The 15,367-nt window shown below is 72.6% G+C and carries 12 protein-coding genes; 5 read left to right on the plus strand and 7 right to left on the minus strand.

Annotated elements, in window-relative coordinates; genetic code table 11:
* Nucleotides 1-348: 348 nt before the first annotated feature.
* On the minus strand, nt 349-1,335 hold the full coding sequence (locus BM430_RS12210) for a PfkB family carbohydrate kinase (RefSeq protein WP_177303026.1): 987 nt from the start codon (nt 1,333-1,335) through the stop codon (nt 349-351).
* Nucleotides 1,336-1,400: 65 nt separating this feature from the next.
* Between BM430_RS12210 and BM430_RS12215 the strand changes: the two genes are divergently transcribed.
* Entirely contained in the window at nt 1,401-2,180 is a 780-nt protein-coding gene (locus BM430_RS12215; protein WP_093567532.1) for a GntR family transcriptional regulator, read from the plus strand.
* Here the strand turns inward: BM430_RS12215 and BM430_RS12220 are convergent.
* The 4 genes from BM430_RS12220 to BM430_RS12235 all read right to left on the minus strand — a co-directional run bounded on the left by BM430_RS12220 (nt 2,156) and on the right by BM430_RS12235 (nt 7,602).
* Complete coding sequence (locus tag BM430_RS12220) at nt 2,156-2,842, minus strand: helix-turn-helix transcriptional regulator (protein WP_177303027.1); 687 nt, start codon at nt 2,840-2,842, stop codon at nt 2,156-2,158. The two genes, BM430_RS12215 and BM430_RS12220, sit on opposite strands and share 25 nt — an antisense overlap.
* Nucleotides 2,843-3,406: 564 nt before the next feature.
* The gene (locus tag BM430_RS12225) at nt 3,407-4,534 is read right to left on the minus strand and encodes a hypothetical protein (protein ID WP_093567534.1); all 1,128 of its coding nucleotides are present in this window, start codon (nt 4,532-4,534) and stop codon (nt 3,407-3,409) included.
* A 2-nt stretch (nt 4,535-4,536) separates the two neighbouring features.
* Nucleotides 4,537-6,192: an acetolactate synthase large subunit gene (locus BM430_RS12230; RefSeq protein ID WP_093567654.1), complete on the minus strand. Its 1,656-nt coding sequence runs from the start codon at nt 6,190-6,192 to the stop codon at nt 4,537-4,539.
* A 186-nt stretch (nt 6,193-6,378) separates the two neighbouring features.
* Nucleotides 6,379-7,602 carry a patatin-like phospholipase family protein gene (locus tag BM430_RS12235; RefSeq protein WP_093567535.1) on the minus strand — a complete coding sequence of 408 codons (1,224 nt, stop codon included), beginning with the start codon at nt 7,600-7,602 and terminating at the stop codon, nt 6,379-6,381.
* 487 nt (nt 7,603-8,089) lie between these two features.
* Here BM430_RS12235 and BM430_RS12240 point away from each other — a divergent pair, with 487 nt between their 5' ends.
* Nucleotides 8,090-9,145: an HpcH/HpaI aldolase/citrate lyase family protein gene (locus BM430_RS12240; protein WP_093567536.1), complete on the plus strand. Its 1,056-nt coding sequence runs from the start codon at nt 8,090-8,092 to the stop codon at nt 9,143-9,145.
* 150 nt (nt 9,146-9,295) lie between these two features.
* Nucleotides 9,296-9,661 (plus strand): heat shock protein HspQ, encoded by a 366-nt coding sequence (hspQ, locus tag BM430_RS12245; protein WP_093567537.1) that lies wholly within the window; start codon nt 9,296-9,298, stop codon nt 9,659-9,661.
* 293 nt (nt 9,662-9,954) lie between these two features.
* Here hspQ and BM430_RS12250 read toward each other — a convergent pair whose 3' ends face one another.
* Nucleotides 9,955-10,701 (minus strand): invasion associated locus B family protein, encoded by a 747-nt coding sequence (locus tag BM430_RS12250; RefSeq protein WP_093567538.1) that lies wholly within the window; start codon nt 10,699-10,701, stop codon nt 9,955-9,957.
* Between the two features lie 303 nt (nt 10,702-11,004).
* On the opposite strand from BM430_RS12250, the gene BM430_RS12255 reads away from it, so the two are divergent.
* Nucleotides 11,005-12,360 carry an AMP-binding protein gene (locus tag BM430_RS12255; protein ID WP_244539456.1) on the plus strand — a complete coding sequence of 452 codons (1,356 nt, stop codon included), beginning with the start codon at nt 11,005-11,007 and terminating at the stop codon, nt 12,358-12,360.
* A gap of 195 nt (nt 12,361-12,555) precedes the next feature.
* Entirely contained in the window at nt 12,556-12,900 is a 345-nt protein-coding gene (locus BM430_RS12260) for a hypothetical protein (protein WP_093567539.1), read from the plus strand.
* A gap of 208 nt (nt 12,901-13,108) precedes the next feature.
* Here BM430_RS12260 and recG read toward each other — a convergent pair whose 3' ends face one another.
* Nucleotides 13,109-15,223, minus strand: coding sequence for an ATP-dependent DNA helicase RecG (recG, locus tag BM430_RS12265; RefSeq protein ID WP_093567540.1), 2,115 nt, complete (start codon nt 15,221-15,223; stop codon nt 13,109-13,111).
* Nucleotides 15,224-15,367 lie beyond the last annotated feature (144 nt).

Below are 15,367 nucleotides of genomic sequence, written 5' to 3' on the forward strand. Positions count from 1 at the left end.
ATCTGTCAACGGCCAAGCCGCCGCGATCACGCCTCATTTCACGCCGTTCCGCGTCTCCGCACGAGGCCTCGCGTCGGGCGGGCGCGAGTCCCGGCAGTGCCGGGCAGGGCTCGTTCACCATTCGTCAAGCACAGGTGCGACTGCGCACTGCACCGGCGCTCGCCTGGCCCTACACGTCGCCCGGTCACGCGGCGAAGGAGGTTCGGCGATGATCAGGGAAAGACTCGACGACATCCGGTTCCTCGTGACCCTCGCGACGGTCGCAATGATCGGCAGTCTGCTGGCGGGCCTGTTCACGTAGCCCGAAGTCTCCGCATCCTCGCAAAACATCTTTCCGCGGGTGGTGCCTCACGCGGCGTCCGCGAGCAGGGCAGCGACCGCAGCCCGATCCGGCAGGGCGTCGAACACGCCCTTGTGGCGGACCACGCAGGCGCCGCACGCCGCGGCGAGACGCAGGGCTTCGGGCAGCGGGCGCCCCGAGGCCAAGCCGACGGCGAGCCCCGCCGTGAAGGCGTCGCCGGCGCCGAGCGTGTCGACCGCCGCCACGGACAGGGCCGGCTGGACCAGGGCCGGACGGCCGGCTTCGAAGGCGAGCGCCCCGGACGCCCCGAGGGTGACCACGACGAGGTCCGGCCCGCGGGCGAGGAGCGCGCCGGCCAGGGCCTCGAAGGCCGCCGGCTCCGTCGCCCCCTCCGGCCAGGGTCCGGGTGATCGCACGTCGAGGGCCGCGCCGAACGCCGCCGCCTCGACCGCGTTGACGACCAGGATCGCGGTATCCGCCAGGATCTCCGGCGCCGGCATCCGGAACGGGGACGGGTTGAGCAGGGTGCGCCGGCCCGCCGCGCGGGCGATCCGGAACGTCTCCGCCACCGCCTCGTCCCCGGCCTCGAACTGCGCCAGGACGAGGGTGCTGCGGGCGATCCTCTCCGCGGCCGCCCGCACCTCCGTGCGCCCGAGCCGGGCATTGGCGCCGGGATGGACCGCGAGGCAGTTCTCGCCCGCGGCGTCGGTGAAGCCGATGCCGGCCCCGGTCGGGCCGGAAAAGCGGTGCAGCATGCCGGCCGGCAGGCCGGCGCGGGCGAGGGCCGGCCCGGCGAGCGCCGCCAGCGCGTCGTCCCCGATCGCCAGCAGGCCGTCGACAATGGCGCCGAGGCGCCGGGCCCCGACCGCGAGGTTGAGGCCCTTGCCCCCCAGCTCGACCAGGAAAGCCTGTGCCCTCAGTGATTCGCCCGCTCGCGGCAGGCGGTCAACCGTGGCAGAACAGGCAATCACGAAGCTCCCGAGCACGAAGAGAGCCGGATCGGCCACCATGTCGACGCTACCCTCGACGCTCATATCCCCTCTCCGTCCCGTCGCTTCCGCCGCCCCGGCGCGCGCGTCCCGCATCGGCTGACCCGCCGATGCCCGAGCACCCGTCCGGGCCCGGCCCGGGCCCCCCTGCCCTGACGAGCCTGGTGCGGCTGCGGGACGATACCGCGAAGCCGCTCTATCAGCAGCTGGAAGAGCAGTTGCGCACACTGATCGAGGACGGGACGGTGGCAGGCGGCACGACGCTGCCGGCCGAGCGCCCCTTCGCGGAGGCGCTCGGCGTCAGCCGCACGACGGTGCAGCGCTGCTACGATTCCCTCCGCCGCCAGCACTACCTGACGGCGCATGGCCGGCACGGCTTCATCGTCGCGCCCGGCCGTACCCGCCTCAGCCCGGGCATGGACCGGCTCAAGGGCTTCACCGAGGAGATGCGCGAGCTCGGCCGGGTGCCCTCGACGCAGGTCGTCGAGCGCCGCGTGGTCCAGGACCGCTCGATCGCCTCGCTGTTCGGCCTGCCCTCGACCGCGCCGTTCCTGAAGCTCGTGCGCATCCGCTGCGGCGACGGCATGCCGCTGTCGCGGGAGGTGGCGTGGTACGACCTCACGGCGGTGCCGGCCCTCGCCGAGGGCGAGCTCGACGGCTCGGTCTACGCCTTCCTCGGGGCGCACGGGGCGGCCCTGGTGCGCTGCCGCCAGACCATCGAGGCGGCGACGCCGGACGAGGCCGAGTGCGCGGTGTTCGGCTTCACGCAAGCCCTTCCCTGCCTCCTGATCAAGCGCCGCTCCTACGACCGGGACGACCGGATGATCGAGTACGTCGAGGGCCTTTTTCGCGGCGACGCCTACGCCTACCGGCTCGATCTCAGGGCGTGAAGCGGAGCCTGCGCGGCCTCCGCGCAGGCGACCGGCAACTGCACCGCCGCCACCAGGGCGACGAGCTGGCTCTGCTGCTTCGTGCCGGTCTTGAGGAAGATGCGGGCGACGTGGGTGCGCGCCGTGGTGACGCTGATGCCGAGCTCCGCGGCGATCTCGGCGAGGCAGCCGCCGCGGGCGAGCGCCGCGCCGACCTGCGCCTCGGCCCGGGTGAGGCCGAAGAGGGTGCGCAGTTGCACCTCGATCCGCCCCTGCGCCCGCAGCAGGCGCGCCACCACCACCGCCCGGCCCGGTGTCTCGGCCTCGACATCGGCGAGGGGCGAGACGCAGACCGAGACGCCCGGCTCGTCCGGGCTGCCGCTCTCGAGCTGCAGGAAGCCGCCGGCGTCGCCGGAACGCCCGTCGCAGGCCGCCTGGATCAGGGCGTGGAGCCGGGAGCGGCCCTCCGCCTGTCGCGCCCCGAGATGCTTGAACCCCTGAGGCTTGGTTCCGAGGGAGCCGTGGCCCCCGGCGGGCTGGCCCGACAAGGCCCCGTCGGGGCGGTCGAGCAGGTCCGTCGCCTCCCGGTTGGCGTGGAGGATGTGCCCCTGCCGGTCGACCACCAGCACCGCGAGGGCGAGCGCGTCGAGGGCGGCCGCCGCCGCCGGCTGCCAGGCGGTCACGGCGCGGTGGTCCCGGTGACGCGGCTGCGCCGCCGCCCGTCGCCTGGCCGCGCAGATTCGCCCGGACCGCGCTCGCCCCATCTGCACGCGTGCATCGTCGCCCCCCGGCAAACCTCAGCGATCGAGCGGGCCGCGACCCGTCCGGATCCATATAAGTACCAAAACCTCAGCAGCACAAGATTGTTCATCGCGGTTTCGACGCCGAGGTTAAGTCTGACATGATTGATCCGGCCTAGGCCGGATGCTTGCGTCCGGAATCGACCGCTGCCTTGTGGTCGGGATTGGCATCATTCTTTTGGAGGGGGGTGCGCAGCGTCGGCAGGTCGAGCGCCGGGTCTCGACGCGGCCCGCATGGTCGAGGCGTGGGGAAGATGGACCACCGCTCTTAAGTTCTAGAGCTAATCCCAGCGCTCGACAAAGGATGATCGACAATCCAAACAGTCGATAGTCCCTTAACTTTATGGAATGGCGCAGTTCGACGGCCGTCTGCCGCAGCGCAGGAATTTCATTCGTTGCGGCAGTGCGGCGAGAGGACGATGCGGTGCAGCAGCCTGTACGATGGGATCAGGCGGGTGCGTCCGCGAGGCGCCGCACCCCCGGTGCCCGGCGCGGCCGCCGCCAGATCAGGCGGCCGAGGGCCGTGCCGGCGCGGCGGCAGAACAGGGCGGCGGCGAGGAACCAGGCGAGGCCGAGCCACAGGCCCTGCAGGACGACCAGCAGGCCCGAGCCCAGCACCAGGGCTCCGCGGCCGAGCAGCGCCAGGACCGCGCGGGTGCGTCCGCCCAGACCCTCGGACAGGCGGGCGACCCGGCGCAGGTCGTCGGCGTTCTCCGCCACCGCGAGGGCCTGGAGGGTGCCGCGGGCGCCGAGCCGCGCCTGGATCCGGGCCGATTGCTCGCCGACGCTGCGGATCTCCCGCAGCGCCCCCGGCCGCAGCACGCTCCTGGCGCCCTGGCGCAGGGCCGCGAGGTCGAGCCGGCCGGCCGCCGCCGTGGCGAGCGCCAGGGCCTCGCGGTCCAGGGCGGCCCCGGCGCTGCGGGTGAGCCGGGCGGCCAGCGGACGCGACAGCTTGCCGGTGCGGGCGGCGAGCTTCAGGGTCGTGGTGCCGGCATGGACCGGCACGCTGGTGCCGAGGGACACGATGGTGGCGCCGGTGAGCGCCAGCCCGGCGGTGGCGAGGCCCAGCAGCAGCGGGTCGTAGGCCTCGCCCCGGGCGAGCCGCCCGCCCTCGCGCCACAGGTCGCGCAGGTCGCCGTAGCCGACGAGGTCGCCCGCGACCGCGCCGGCGAGCCCGGCCATGCCGGCCCCCTCGCCGCTGACGAAGCCGGTCGCGGCCTCCGCCAGCGCCCGGCGCGGCGCGGCATCAGTGAGCGCCTGCACGGCCGCCCGCCGCTCGGGCGAGACCGGCAGGTTCCGCTCCTCGGCGAGCGCCATGAAGCTCCGGGCGAGGTCCTCGTCGCCCGCCGCGACCGCCGCATCGAGGCCGGCGCCGATCCGCTCGGGATCCGCGACCGCGGCGAGGCGCAAGCTGGCGAGGGCCGCCGGATCGTCGGCTGCCGCGCGCAGGCGCCAGGCCCGCCCCGTCTCCGGCAGCAGGACGGGAGCGGAGGCCGCGAGGCCGGCGGCCCCGAGCAGCAGGAGCGCCCCGGCCGCGCGCCGGCGCCAGCGCGGATCCGCCGTGGGGCCCGCCACGGCTAGCCCGGCTCGACCTGCGGCGCGTGCCCGCCGAGCTCGTCGACCAGCACCCTCGTGTTCTCGGAGTAATCGACCGGCACCGCCACCAGATGCACCCCGCCCGCCGCGAAGGCGGCCTCGAGCGTCGGCGCCAGCGCCGCGGCGGATTCCACCCGGTGGCCCTTGGCGCCGTAGGATTCGGCGTAAGCCACGAAATCCGGGTTGCCGAAGGTCATGCCGTAATCGGGGAATTTGTCGACCGCCTGCTTCCAGCGGATCATGCCGTAGGCGCGGTCGTCGAGCACCAGCACCACGAGGTCGAGGTTCAGGCGCACCGCCGTCTCGAGTTCCTGGCTGTTCATCATGAACCCGCCGTCGCCGCAGACCGCCATGACCCGGCGCTCCGGGTGGACGAGCTTGGCCATCATCGCCGAGGGCAGGCCGGCGCCCATCGTGGCCAGCGCGTTGTCGAGGAGCAGCGTGTTGGCGACGTGGGTGCGGTAGTTGCGGGCGAACCAGATCTTGTACATGCCGTTGTCGAGGCAGACGATGCCGTCCTCCGGCATCACCGCCCGCACGTCGTGGACGAGGCGCTGGGGCGTCACCGGGAAGCGGTCCTCCTCGGCGCGGTCGTTGATGCGGGCGAGGATGCGCTGGCGCATGTCGAGCAGGGCCGGCTCGGGATCGAGCCGTCCGCCGAGCCGGTCGGCGAGCGCCGTGACGGTGGCGCCGATGTCGCCCACCACCTCGGCATCGGGGTGGAAGACCTGCTCGACGCTGGCCGAGACGTAGCCGACATGGATCACCCGCGGCCCGCCCGCGACCCGGCCCATCAGGAAGGGCGGCTTCTCGATCGTGTCGTGCCCGATCGAGAGGATCAGGTCGGCGCTGTCGATCGCCTCGTGGACGTAGTCGCGCTCCGACAGAGCCGCGGTGCCGACATAGAGGTTCGAGCCGCCGGTGACCGCGCCCTTGCCCATCTGGGTGTTGAAGAACGGGATCCGGGTGCGGCGCACGAAGTCGGACAGGGGGTCGACGAGGCGCGGACGGTTGCCGGCGGCGCCGATCATGATCAGCGGGCGCCTCGCCTGCAGGATCATCGCGGCGGCGCGTTCGATCGCGGCGGGGTTCGCCACCGGCCGGTCGATCGGGTGCGAGGGCACCAGGGCGACGTCCGCCTCCTCCGCGGCGATGTCCTCGGGCAGTTCGAGGTGGACCGGCCCGGGCCGCTCCTCGGTGGCGACCCGGAAGGCGTCGCGCACGATGGTCGGGATCGAGGCGGCGGACACGATCTGGCGCGTCATCTTGGTGAGCGGGCGCATCGCCGCGATCACATCGACGATCTGGAACCGCGCCTGGCGGGCGCTCATGATCGGCTTCTGGCCGGTGAGCATCAACATCGGCATCGCGCCGAGATGGGCGTAGGCGGCGCCGGTGGTGAAGTTGAGGGCGCCGGGCCCGAGCGTCGAGATGCAGACGCCGGGCCGGCCGGTGAGCCGGCCGTGCGTCGCCGCCATGAACGCCGCCGCCTGCTCGTGGCGGGTCAGCACCAGCTCGATCTTCGAGGAGCGCAGGGACTCGACGACGTCGAGATTCTCCTCGCCCGGGATGCCGAAGATCCGGTCCACGCCCTCGTTCTCGAGGGCGGCCACCAGCAGGTCGGACCCCTTCCTCATGGATCCCTCGGCCATCCGGCGCTCCTCCGCGTCCCTGATCGTTGCTTCGATCATAGAGGCAAACGGAGCTCCACGGCACGTGGAAAAGACACATCGAAAAGACACGTGGGACATGCCCTGCGCCTCGTCCCGGGACCGCGCGGCGCCGGAATCCTCTGCGTCACCGCGAGGTCCCGGCCACGGATGTCACGGCGCGTTGCTGGCGCTACGCCCCGTCGCGCTGGTGGTGAGGGCATCGGGCGACCAGTCGAAGGCGGTGCCGGCCTTCCCCAGCCGCTCGCCATGGGCGAACAGAGCCCGCATGTAGCCCTGCTCGAACGGGGCCTGCGAGACCTGGGGGAAGCGCTGGTCGATGGTGGCGACGTGGAGGACCGTCCCCGTGCGCGCCGCGAAGGCCTTGGTCACCGCGATGGCGCCGGTGGTCTGGGCCTTGATCATCGCCGAGAGCGACCGGCCGAGGATGCTCAGCATCGAGCGCTGCGCGACCTGGAAATCCGGCGCCTGCGAGGTGTTGACGACGACGTAGACCGCCGGCGCCGGCAGGTGATCCTCGCCGGCGGGGGCGCCCGCCAGGGGTTCGAGCAGCATGCGCCCGGGGGCGACGAAGAACGGCGCGGTGGCGCCGCCATCGGCGTGCATCTCCTGGAAGCGCTTGCCCCCGGGGCCGGTGGACTCGATCATCACCGGCGGGAAGATGCCGGGGATCGCCGCCGAGGCCAGCATCACCTCGCGGAAGAGCTTGAGCGCCGCGGGGCCGCCGGTTGCCGCGATGGCGCCCATGTCCCACAGGGTCGGGCGCAGGGAATCGAGCTCGGTCGTGACGACGAGGAGCCGCCGGCCCTTGCGGTGCTCGGCCGCCACCGCCTCGAGCAGGGCGGGCGTGACGCTGCGCTCGATGCCGCGCTTGAGCGGCCAGGTGTCGGTGAGGCTCTCCTGGCCGCCGCCGAACTCGAACACGTCCGCCGCGGAGGTCTCGGTGTAGGCCTTCTCCAGAGCCGCGTCCTGCGAGGCGCCGACGAAGGCGAAGGGGGCGATGAGTGCGCCGGTGGAGACGCCGGTGACGACGCCGAAATCCGGCCGGTTGCCGGCCCGGGTCCAGCCCTTCAGCAGGCCGGCGGCGAAGGCGCCGTTCTCGCCGCCGCCGGACAGGGCGAGCCAGGGCTCGCGTGACGCCATGGCGGCGCCGTCGAGGAAGGTCCGGAACGCCGCCGGATCGTCGCCCGGCAGCCGCACCGAGGCGGGCAGCCCCTCGGGCCGGGCCGCCGCGAGGTCCCCCGCCGTGAAGCTCGCCCGCACGGTCGAGCGCTGCCGGTCCGCCACCGTCCCGGCCTGCACCGGCAGGACGGTTCCCAGGGCGAGCGCGACCATCGCGGCGCCGGCAAGCCCGCGCCGATTCATCTCTCGGGACATGGTTCTTGTCCTCCGCCGCCCGCCTCGGCCGTTGAACGCCGCGGCTCGGGGCACGTTCCATCCCGCATGTGCGAAAAAGCACCTGCGCACAGGTTTTCCGTTGTGCCCGCCAGGTCGTGGCGCCGAGGTCTCCGGCCGATGATCAATCCGGCCGCCGTGCCGGCCGGGATCTGCTGTCCCCTCCCGGCACTCTCGATGATAGCTTCAAAATCAAGTGCCGCAAGTCGACATGCGATGACTTGAGGAAAAGAATCCGAAACAAGTCGGGTGACGTCATGCCCGCCTCCCGGCGGGCAAAGGCGCGCTCCGCCTCCCCGAAAGGCGACGGGATCCCGCCCGAAAGTGGAGCCCCTCCGGCGCCGGCTCCCGCCCCGCCCGACGATCTGCCGATGCGCGGCCCCTTTACGGCCGCGCCGGGCCTGCACTAACCCTCCGTCACGGCCGGACCTCCGCGAGGCCGGCCGCGACGGAGGCTGGAGAGACCCCCATGAAACTGCCGCGCCGCTTCTTCCAGCCCCTGGCCTCCGGAGCCCCGGCCCCGTTCCGCGAGCTGCCGGTGCGCCTGGAGCGCATGATCCACTTCGTGCCGCCGCACAACGACAAGGTGCGGGCCCGGGTGCCGGAGCTGGCGACCCAGGTCGACGTGGTGCTGGGCAACCTCGAGGACGCGGTCCCGGCCGACCAGAAGCTGAACGCCCGCAAGGGCTTCATCGCCATGGCGCGGGACACCGACTTCGCCGCTCACGGCACCGGGCTGTGGACCCGCGTCAACGCCCTCAACTCGCCGTGGCTGCTCGACGACCTGATCGAGATCGTGGCCGAGGTCGGGGACAAGCTCGACGTCGTGATGGTGCCGAAGGTCGAGGGGCCGTGGGACATCCACTACGTCGACCAGCTGCTGGCGCAGCTCGAGGCGAAGGCCGGGGTTACGAAGCCGATCCTGATCCACGCCATCCTCGAGACGGCGGAGGGCGTCGCCAACGTCGACGCCATCGCCTGCGCCTCGCCGCGCATGCACGGGATGAGCCTGGGGCCGGCCGATCTCGCGGCCTCGCGCGGCATGAAGACCACCCGGGTCGGCGGCGGCCATCCGGATTACCGGGTCATCGCCGATCCGGCGCCGGGCTCGGCCGAGCGGGCGAGCGTGCAGCAGGATCTCTGGCACTACACCATCGCCCGGATGGTCGATGCCTGCCAGGCCAACGGCATCAAGGCGTTCTACGGCCCGTTCGGCGATTTTTCCGATGCGGCGGCCTGCGAGGTGCAGTTCCGCAACGCCTTCCTGATGGGCTGCGCCGGCGCCTGGACCCTGCATCCGAGCCAGGTCGCGATCGCGAAACGCGTCTTCGCGCCGGATCCGGCCGAGGTTGGCTTCGCCAAGCGCATCCTGGAGGCGATGCCCGACGGCACCGGCGCGGTGATGCTCGACGGCAAGATGCAGGACGACGCCACCTGGAAGCAGGCCAGCGTGATCGTGAACCTCGCCCGCCTCGTCGCCACCAAGGATCCCGACCTCGCCCGGGCCTACGGCCTGGAGGCTTAAGCCGGGATCGTTGGAACCGGGATCCTCGGCTCCCGGTATCGTGAGACCTTCGGGGACGGGGGCTACCTTGTGCGCAGACCCTGCGCCGGTGCATTCCCGCCCCCGTGATCCTATGTGACGCCCATGCCTTCCGGACAAACCTCCTCCGCCATGCCCGCCCCGCAGCCCGACGCCGTGCCGTCCGGTGCGGTCATCCGCTTCGCCAAGTTCAACATCGGCGACGTCGTGCGCCACCGGATCTACCCGTTCCGCGGCATCATCTTCGACGTCGACCCCGTCTTCGCCAACACCGAGGAATGGTGGCAGGCGATCCCCGAGGAGGTGCGGCCGTCCAAGGACCAGCCGTTCTATCACCTGCTCGCCGAGAACCAGGACACCGAGTACGTCGCCTACGTCTCGGAGCAGAACCTGGTGCCCGACCGCTCCGGCGAGGCCCTGCGCCACGCCCGCATCGCCGAGATGTTCGAGCGCGACGAGGAGGGCGGCTACCGCCTGCGGAGCGACGCGGCGAATTGAGGTTCGGGACGTCGTCGAGACGGCGCGTCCTCGACCCATCACAGGGTCATCCCGGGGCCGCGCAGCGGAGCCCGGGATCCAGAAGCTCGGACGGTGAAAAACAAAGCGGGATCCGATCCGCTCCGTCCTGAAGCCCCCGCGGTTCCGGATTCCGGGCTTCGCTGCGCGGCCCCGGAACGACGATGGAGGATGTCGCGTCCGTCGGGCAGAACGACGAAAGCGCCGGGCGTCGACCGCCCGGCCCTTCGTGCATCCGGTCGCGGGCCGTCCGGCCCGCGACGCTGGCGTGATCCTTACTTCGCCGGAGCCGCAGCCGTCGGGGCGCCGCCCTTCTGCTCGAGCTGCTTGCGCATCTCCTCGCTGCGCTTCTCCAGCTCGGCCTGGAGCTTCTTCTGCTGCTCCTCGAGCACCTTCGGGTCGATCGGGGCGCCGTCGAAGGCCTTGCCGAAGCCGGTCAGCGGCACCGCGAAGGTGACCTCGCGCTGCATCTGGTTCTGCACGCTGACGTTCAGGGTCGTGCCCTTCTTCATCGCGTTGACCACGTCGTCCTTCAGGCCCGGCGCCTCGGCGAAGCAGCCGTTCGGGAAGCAGACGGCGTAGCGGCCGGGGGTCGCCTGGCCGGTATCGACCGCGAAGCGGATGCCGGGCTGCAGCAGCAGGCCGAGCGGCATCAGGAAGCGCACGACCTTGGCGCCCTGCGGGCCCTTCATGTCGTAGACGGCCACGGCCAGAACCGCCTGGCCCTGGTCGGAGACGAAGTCGCGGGTGGTGTAGCAGACCTCGTTGCCGCTGCCCTGGTCCTTGCCGCAGACCTTGGTCCAGTCGGCCTGGGACGGCTCGGGCTTCACCTGCACGACCATCGGGCCGGTCTGCTGGGCCTGGCCGGCGGGCGCCGCCGGGGCGGGCGCGGCCGGCGCCGGGGCGGCGGGCTTCTTGGGCTGGGCGAGCGCCGGGGCGGTCGCGAGACCGAGCCCGAGGCCGGCCAGGGCGAAGGCAATGGCGGCCTGGTTCGGGCGCGCGGGACGATTCGCGAAGAACATCAGGAGTGGACCCCTCAAACGGCAGGACGTCGGTGGCCTTTGGCGCGCGAGACCCGCGCGGATGCGGGTGCGCCGGCAGCAAGCGGAGCGCGGCCGAAGGGCTCCGCCCGGCCTCCGGGGCGCCTGCTTTCCCCCGGATTGAGGCGAAGGCAAGGCCTCGGCCGCCGACCGCAGGCGCCCCTTAGCCGATCCCTTCGCGGACCGCGAGGGGCCGGCACGGTTAAAACGCCCTTAACCATGCCTGGGCAGGATGCCCGATGCGGCAGGCGGACGAAGGTGGCGACGGTGGCGGCTCAGGCGACGATGAGACGAGACGACGCGTCGTCCCTCCCCGATTCGGCGCGGGCGACCCTCGCGGCCGCCCCGGCTCCCGCCCCCGAGGCTCCTCCCGCCATGGGGCTGGGCGCGCTGCTCGCCGCCGTCGCCGACCGGCACCCCGCCCGCATCGCCCTCGTCGACCAGGCGAGCAAGCCCGCCTGGTGCGGCCGCCCGGCCATCGCCTGGACCTACGCCGCCGCCCGCGAGATCGTCGCACGGCTGGCCGAAGGCCTCCAGATGCTGCGGCTGCCACCCCGGAGCCCCGTCGGCCTGTGCATGGCCGGCATGGCCGAGGCGCATCTCGCCTTCCTCGCCATCGAGCAGGCCGGCCACGTCCCCTGCCCGCTGCCGGTCACCTGGGACGAGGATCGCCTCCTTCAGGCCGTCGAGGCGGCGCAGATCCTCGCCGTCCTGACGCAAGGGGTGCTCGGCGCGGAGCGGCCGGCGGAAAAGATGTGCCGGGTCGCCTTGCGCTACTTCCCCCTGCGCTTCGTCGCCGCCTTCGGGCCCTACGTGCCCGACGGGGTGCTCAGCCTCGATCAGGTCGTGCTCGACCACCGGGGCGATGCCGCGTCCCTCGGCACAGGGTCGGCCGGCGGCCTCGTCACCTTCGCGTTTCCGGGCGCAGCCCCGGGTCCCGCATCGGCCCGCCCGGCCGGTCCCCCGCCCGAGCCCGAGGGTCCCCCCCTGGCGGTGGTGCGCGAGGCCGAGGCGCTGACGGCCGCCGCCGCCGGCTGCCTCGTGCCCCTGCGGGTCGAGCCGGGCGAGCGGATCCTCAGCCTGCTGCCGCCGAGCGACCTCAAGGGCCTCGCCACCGGCCTCACCGCCGCGCTGCTCGCCGGCGCGACCCTCGAATGCCACCCGGTCTTCGATGCGGGCGCCCTCTCGGCCGCCCTCGACCAGCCGGTGCCGACCCATCTCGTCGCCCCGGCCTGGATGGAAGCGGGCTTCGCCCGCACCACCGTGCCGGGCCGCCTGCGCACCCTCGCCTACGTCCACCGGGCACCCTGCCGCCTCAGCTCCCGCCTGCCGGGCCGCCCCGGCGTGGTCGACATCGTCACCTTCGACGAGGTCGCCCTGCTCTGCGGCCGGCGCGACGCCCAGGATGTCGGCCTCGTTCTGGCGGCCCCGGAGCGGGCCGCGCTCGCCACGGACCGCGGCGGCCTGATCCAGCTGCGTCGCGATCCGGACGGCCGCCTGAGCTTCCGCGGGCCGGCCTGCGCCGCCCGCATGTTGCGGCGCGGCATCACTCAGGACGAAAATCCCGACGGCTGGATGGAGTCGCGGTTCCGCGCCTCGCTCTTCGCCGGGGTCGCCACCGCCGTCACGGAGATCGCGTAGCACCCGATAAATTTTTCTGACCCTTTCGCAACTGCGAAAAGCTCAGGTGCGCCAGTCGTTTGACGGCTCATCACCGGGCCCGGTCCGGGGTGGTCGGGCGGTCTTGTCCGCGCGACGGCGGTGAACCTTCGTCGGCTCACAGCGTTACTGCTCCGGTGCCTTCACGAGAGGCACGCGATCGGCTAACGCTTGACCATGGGTGCGCTGCAAAAAGTTCTCGTCGTCGACGACGGCCACCGTGCCGTCGACCGGGCCCTCTCCGCCGAACTGGCCGAGCTGGGCTATGCCAGCGTCACCGCCTCCCTGGAGGCGGCGGACGACGTCCTGGCGATGATGCCGCGTCCGGCGGCAGTGCTTCTGCATGTCCCGCCCCGCGACACCGGCGGCGCCTTCCGCATGCTGTCGGAGCGCCTGCGCGAGCAGATGCGCGGTGCCGGCGTCCCGGTGATCGAGGTCGATGCCGCCGGCCAGCAGACCGGCGCCCCGATCGACCTGCAGAGCCGCATCGGCACGCGGGTGCTGAACGAGCCGGAATTCTGAACCAGGCCTGCCGGGATCGCCGAATCCCGGGTTGTCCTTCCCTCGACCTCATCCTGAGGCGCGAGCGCAGCGAGCCTCGAAGGAGGCATCCAGAAACCTCGCTGGTCGCTGGAGGCCTCCTTCGAGGCTCGCTGCGCTCGCGCCTCAGGATGAGGTCGTGTTTGGGAGCACAGTATTCGCTGGCCGTCCGTCTGCCGGCCGCGTGCCCTCACCCCGCCTGCAACAGCTTCACCGCCGCGTCCCGCTCGAACAGGTAGAGCAGCGCCCGCAGGGCGTGGCCCCGCTCCGTCTTGAGCCCGGGATCGCGCTCGACGATCAGCCGGGCGTCGTCGCGGGCCGCCACGATCAGGTCGCCGTCCGCCTCCGGCCGGGCGAGGCGGAAGGCGGCAAGCCCCGATTGCCGGGTGCCCAGCACCTCGCCCTCGCCGCGCAGGCGCAAATCCTCCTCGGCGATGCGAAAGCCGTCCTCGGTCTCGCGCATCATCTCGAGGCGCGCCCGGGCGACCTGGCCGAGCGGCCCCTTGAACAGCAGGAGGCAGGTCGAGGCGCCCGATCCCCGGCCGACCCGGCCGCGCAGCTGGTGCAATTGCGCCAGGCCGAAGCGCTCGGCATGCTCGATCACCATGACGGTGGCCTGCGGCACGTCCACGCCGACCTCGACCACCGTGGTCGAGACCAGGATCTTGGTCTCGCCGCTGACGAAGCGCTCCATCGCCTCGTCCTTGTCCTTGCCCGGCATCTTGCCGTGGACGAGGCCGACCGCGTCGCCGAAGCGCTCGCGCAGGCCCGAGAACCGCTCCTCGGCGGCGGCGAGGTCGACATACTCGGATTCGGCGACGAGGGGGCAGATCCAGTAGACCCGGTCGCCCTTGGCGAGCGCCCGCTCCAGGCCGAGCGTCACCTCCTCGATGCGGTCGGTCGAGACCAGCACGGTCTTGATCGGCTGACGGCCGGCCGGCTTCTCGTCGAGGACCGAGACCTCCATGTCGCCGAAATAGGTCAGCGCCAGGGTGCGGGGAATCGGGGTCGCGGTCATCACCAGGATGTCCACCGCCTCCCCCTTCCCCCCGAGCGCCAGGCGCTGATGCACGCCGAAGCGGTGCTGCTCGTCCACCACCGCGAGGCCGAGATCGTGGAAGGCGACGTCGTCCTGGAACAGCGCGTGGGTGCCGACCACGACGTGAATGCTGCCGTCGGCGAGGCCGGCGAGGGTCGCGCGCCGCTCCGCCGCCCGGTCGCGGCCGGTGAGCAGTGCGAGTTTCAACCCCGCCTCCTCCACCATCGGCCGCAGGCGCTCGGCGTGCTGGCGGGCCAGGATCTCGGTCGGTGCCATCATCGCGGCCTGCCGCCCGGCCTCGATCGCCGAGGCCATCGCGAGCAAGGCCACCGCGGTCTTGCCCGAGCCGACATCGCCCTGGAGCAGGCGCAGCATGCGCCGGTCCGAGCCCATGTCGCCGCGGATCTCGGCGAGCGCCCGGGTCTGCGCTCCCGTCAGGCCGAACGGCAGAGCCGCCTCGATCCGTCGCGACAGCGTCCCGTCACCGACATTGGTCCGGCCCGCCGGGCGGTGCATCCGGCTGCGCACCAGCGCCAGGGCGAGCTGCGAGGCGAGCAGCTCGTCGTAGGCGAGGCGCCGGCGGGCCGGGGTCTTCAGATCCTCTTCGGTCTCGGCGGCTTCCGCCGGGCGGTGCTCGGTGCAGAGCGCGTCGGCGAAGGCCGGCCAGTCCTGGCGGTCGAGCCACGACCGGTCCTGCCACTCCGGCAGGGTCGGCAGCCGGTCGAGGGCGGCGACCGCGAGCTTGCCGATCGCCCGCGAGGTCAGCCCTTCGGTGGCGCCGTAGATCGGCTCCACCGCCGGCAGGTCGGCGAGCCCCTTCTCGTCGAGGATGCGCGACGGGTGCACCATCTGCCGGAAGCCGTCCCACAGCTCGATCCGGCCGGAGACGTAGCGGTGGCTGCCGAGCGGCAGCATCTTCTCGATGCGGGCGCGGGGCAGGTTGAAGAACACCAGGGTGATGTCGCCGGTCTGGTCCTCGACCAGCACCCGGAACGGCTTTCGCCCGCCCCCCATCTGCGGCGGGCGGTGGGCGACCACGGTCACGCCGAGCGTCACCGGCTCGCCCGGCGGCGCCTCGGCGATCGAGCCGCGCAGCTGCCGGGCGATGCCGCGCTGGGGCAGGTGGAACAGCAGGTCGACCACCCGGGCCGGCCGCTCCGGCGTGCCGACGAGCTTGTCGATCAGCACGGCGACCTTGGGGCCGGCCCCCGGCAGCACGGTGGCGGGGGCGAACAGGGGATCGAGCAGGGAGGGACGCAGCGACATCGGGGCGGGTGCGGAGAGGAATCGGGGCTCTATACACCACGGCGCCGGGTCTGCGGGCCTGAGGATGCCGCATCCGACAGGGTCGCACGATGCGGCATCCGACAGGGTCGCACGATGCGGCATCCGACAGGGTCGCACGATGCG

The organism is Methylobacterium sp. 174MFSha1.1 (genome assembly GCF_900116815.1).
Lineage (GTDB): Bacteria > Pseudomonadota > Alphaproteobacteria > Rhizobiales > Beijerinckiaceae > Methylobacterium.